Below are 3,994 nucleotides of genomic sequence, written 5' to 3' on the forward strand. Positions count from 1 at the left end.
GTCAGCCATCGTGGGATGCCTTTCGTGAGGTTCTTGGCGGAACTACTAGCGGGATCCCACGATGGTTCTTCACATTTTTGGGGGTGAAGTCCCTGGTGGGAATGCCACCACTCTATGGGACTCACCCCACAATAGCCCTCGTCGCCATATCGATCCTCACATTCGGATCACTATCGCCAGCATCCGCCACAACCGAGACGCTTTCCCCGGCGGCCCAGAAGCAAGCTCAGGCACTGGTTGCCGAATCACCTGAGCTGACCGAATCAGCCCTCGTCAATGACGTCGAGGTTTACTCGGCATCAACTGGAGTATCGGTGGAATCGGTACTCCGCCAGGCCAGTAGCGAAAGCGCTCAGTCGATAGAGGCTGCGTCATCAAGTAAGAAGGGCAAACGCACCAAGAAAATTGGTAACGCCAAGCACAAGGGTGATGTGTTCGTCACCCCCGCATTCACCGGTGGTGTCAATCATGGACACACAGGCATTTATTCGGCGAAACCCACGATTGTCGAAGCACCTGGCACAGGGAAAAAGAGTCGGTCCACCTCAGCATCGAGCTATAAAGTTCCTAAAAAGTCCTACAAAATGGATGTGAAGACCTCACAGACGAAACGAAACAAGGCCGGATCGTACGCTTACAACAAACTCCGAGGAAAGAAGTACAGTGCGAACTTCGCGGTGAACAAGAAAACCGGCAGCGCGAAAATGAACTGCTCTCAACTTGTGTGGGCGGCGTATAAAGCCTCGGTCAAGATCGATCTGGACGGAAATGGCGGCCTCGGCGTCTACCCATACAACATCAAGGATTCGAAGCACACGCACATCTACAAGACGATCAAGTAACCTGAAACTTCACTGTGTCGCGGGTGCTATTGCACCCGCGACACCCTCACGCCCTAGGAGCGCGATGAAGAAACTCTGGTGGTTGTGTTCCGCCTCACTGATAGCTCTGCTCACCGGTTGCTCGGAAACTCCGGAGCCGACCACCCCGACGCGGGACGCCACCACCACCGATGTTATTGCCGCCTTCACGATCAGCCGTCAACAATCTGGTGTGGTCGAATCCGATGGCAAGGGGTACGTCGTCCTGGTCAAAGAAGACGGTGGAACCTCCGTCATCGAGACCACAATCATGCAGCATGCGCAGTTGGACTGGAATAAGGACAAACTGGCCTTCTCCGATACAGAGAATGACTACATCGTGGGTACCTCGACTGAAGTGATACCCACGGATACGAAGACTGACTACCAGCAAGCCCTTTCGCTTAGCGACGACGGGACAGTGATCGGTCTCTACAACGATGGTTACGAGGAAGACAGCTACGTCGAACAACTCATCACATCGTCAACGAAGGGGTCTGACTTCACCGAGGTTGAAGGGTATTTCCAAGTCACCGGATTCTGCGACGGAGACCTCTACGGGATAGCCGAACCTCTAGGGAAGTACCAGGCTGAGGCCGAACGACAGGGGGTCGAGGCCAAGGAAGCAGATGGCTACACGAGGCTGATGCTGAACCAACTGACGTCCGGGACCACGGTCGAGGAAGAGAATGTATCCATTCAGGCCGTTAATTCGTCAGGTCAGGAGTCGACGGATGCGCCCTGCGTTGACGGTAGTCTGTACCACTTGGCCAGTATTTATGCTGATTCAGGTGAGACTACCCCGGTGCTGCGAATATGGGACACCGATTCCGGCGACATGACCGAACTCGAACTCGTCACCGCCGACGGCGAACCGGTGACAGGCCCCGACCAGTCCACTTTCGAGATCAATGGTTCCTCCCAGCAGTCGCTGCGAGGTAACGATTTCGACTGGGTCGATGACTTCGGACGGGCATGGCGAACGGATATCACGACAGGTATCAGCCAGAAGCTCTTCGAGCTCGTCGACAGCTACGACAACAGCACTGATACTCGCGTGGTGGATTTCACCGAGAATGCGTTGACGGTGGTGACCTTTCAGCAAGAAGCGGAAGAAGTCCGTCTCGTGCAGTACGACCGAAACAGCGGAGAAGTCCTCACTGAAATCGACCTCCCCGACATCGCCAAGACAATCGATGACAGTTCGATTTGGGCGGTGTCTGCCAGAGACTAGGGCATGTCTGGTTTATCGGCGTAGCCTTGTCAGGATCGCGCTGATCACGGCTGCCGCTCGATATGTGATGGCGCGCTTGTCTTATCGTGTTGCTAATCTTCGCCATTGCTTGCGGTTGGCAAACGAGCGTTCCACGAAATTGCGGTTCCAATACGCCCCGGCCTGGAACGTCGGCGGTCGTCCACCGTCGCTCCCGCGTTTCTTCCGAGGCACGATCTGGTCCTTCTTCTCCGGAATCATCGCCCAAATACTACGCGACTGCAGACCCCTATGAAGTTTGGTCAAGGTGGAAGCGCAAAAAACGGTAAAGCCCGCCACGACTGAACCTAGCAATATGGAGCCGCTTTTACAGCAGCTGAATGTTCTGCTCGACTGCAGCCGTGTCGGCGCTGTCGTCGACAATGACGTTGGCAATGAGGTGTCCCACGACCGTCTGCGGGGTAGTCTGTTCGGGTCCGGCGAGGCCTGCGAAGGTGGCCGCAATTAGCTCGTGCGTGGCAGAAATTCGAGATCTGCCGGGAACGGGCAAAGAAGGGTCGAGCGAAAACAGTGCCAGTGTGCGAAAGAGATGACGGTCATTGGAAAGCAGTAGTGCCCCGTACTCACGTTCAGTGAGGCGTGAAGCCCGTGCGTGGTCTGACTTTTCGGATAGCCGGGTGTGAATCCTAGACGCGATGCCATTGACGAGATCATTCCGGGTGCTATAGCAGTTCGAAGTCGAACCCACCGGAAGACCGGCGAAGTCATCGACGGCTCGGTGTGTGAGGCCCCTGAGTCCTGCGGTAGCGACGACTCCGATCGCGGTATCGGCTACCAGAATGCGGCGTGAAATCACAGTTCAGCTCCCTGCTCGGAAAAGGTGATATCTCCGACTATAGTGACTGCCCACGCATGGCCGAGAGGTCAGTCCAGGTTCAGTGACGTCTGTGTAGCCGGTGACGGTGGTTGAGTGGCCAGGGCGTCGATGTGAGCATTCGAGGGTTGGGGGAACCCTGGTTCATCGGCGTTGATTGGGGCGACGTCGAATGGTGTCTGTCGCCCGTAATCTCCGTGTGGCTTCTGTGGTGTGAACTGCTCGACTTCACTCGTGCCGCCCATGGGATCGAACTCGGTTGACAGGCCTGCTGTGTCGACGTCTCTGGGCTGGATTTCGTTGGCATCAAGTATGCGAATGGAATGCTGGAGGGGTTGGTCTTCTGCGGTGTCGTTGATGAAGTCCTGTGTCACCTCGGCGGCGTACCCGCTTTCGACTGCGATCTGGGCCAGTTTGCGGTGAGCATCCCAATCGCCGACGTCGAGACGGTGTCCTGCGGCTTCGAGTGTGGCTCGGTTGTAGACGCGATCGGGACGAGACACCGACGGCTCGGCTGGTGCGTCTGCGGTAGGGGAGAAGTCTGTCGCACGTCGTTCTTCGTTCATGTGGTGTGCTTTCGTCACGATTCGAGACTCCCATTGTTCAGCATCTTGTGCCGCTGTGTCATCGGGTGAGGCCCCACCGAGGTCGATGCTGGACTGCGCGAGGTGCGCGATGAACTGAGTTTCGTCTCGGCTGAACAGTCGGGCATCGATGGTGGTGTTGGCTGCCAGCTTGGCTTTGATTCCGGCGTGCATCGCCCTATGGTCCTCGAACGGCATTTCCAGGTGATCCTTTATCCTCGGGTCGCGACTGATTTGGATCTCGAAGTCATGGATACCGATGTTGACCAGGCGGCGCAGCGCCCAGGCTTCATTTTCCGAAAAGGTGGTGAACTCACTCATGGTCGATCTCCTTAACCTTGATCCACCGATTCGCTTGATGGCAAGGGGCTCACTCGGATTCGAGTGCGAACGCGGTGCGAGGGCAGGAAGTAGTGTCCCGGTCTCTCACCGGTCTCTTCCACATAGATGATTCCCCGGGGTC

Annotated in this window: 4 protein-coding genes; 2 read left to right on the forward strand and 2 right to left on the reverse strand. The window is 56.5% G+C overall.

Translation table 11 applies throughout. The annotated features are described in order from the left end of the window. Positions 1–842 (forward strand): hypothetical protein (locus BLIN9172_RS18005; RefSeq protein WP_219618605.1); only part of this gene is annotated, 842 nt, incomplete at its 5' end. Between the two features lie 64 nt (positions 843–906). Then, positions 907–2,094 (forward strand): YycP family beta-propeller protein, encoded by a 1,188-nt coding sequence (locus BLIN9172_RS17595; RefSeq protein WP_096147156.1) that lies wholly within the window; start codon positions 907–909, stop codon positions 2,092–2,094. 346 nt (positions 2,095–2,440) lie between these two features. On the opposite strand, the gene BLIN9172_RS18365 is transcribed toward BLIN9172_RS17595, so the two are convergent. Next, entirely contained in the window at positions 2,441–2,929 is a 489-nt protein-coding gene (locus tag BLIN9172_RS18365; RefSeq protein WP_205751095.1) for a TetR/AcrR family transcriptional regulator, read from the reverse strand. Between the two features lie 68 nt (positions 2,930–2,997). Continuing rightward, entirely contained in the window at positions 2,998–3,852 is an 855-nt protein-coding gene (locus BLIN9172_RS17610) for a hypothetical protein (protein WP_009883630.1), read from the reverse strand. Positions 3,853–3,994 lie beyond the last annotated feature (142 nt).

The sequence above is a fragment of the Brevibacterium linens ATCC 9172 genome (assembly GCF_900169165.1).
GTDB classification, from domain to species: Bacteria; Actinomycetota; Actinomycetes; order Actinomycetales; family Brevibacteriaceae; genus Brevibacterium; species Brevibacterium linens.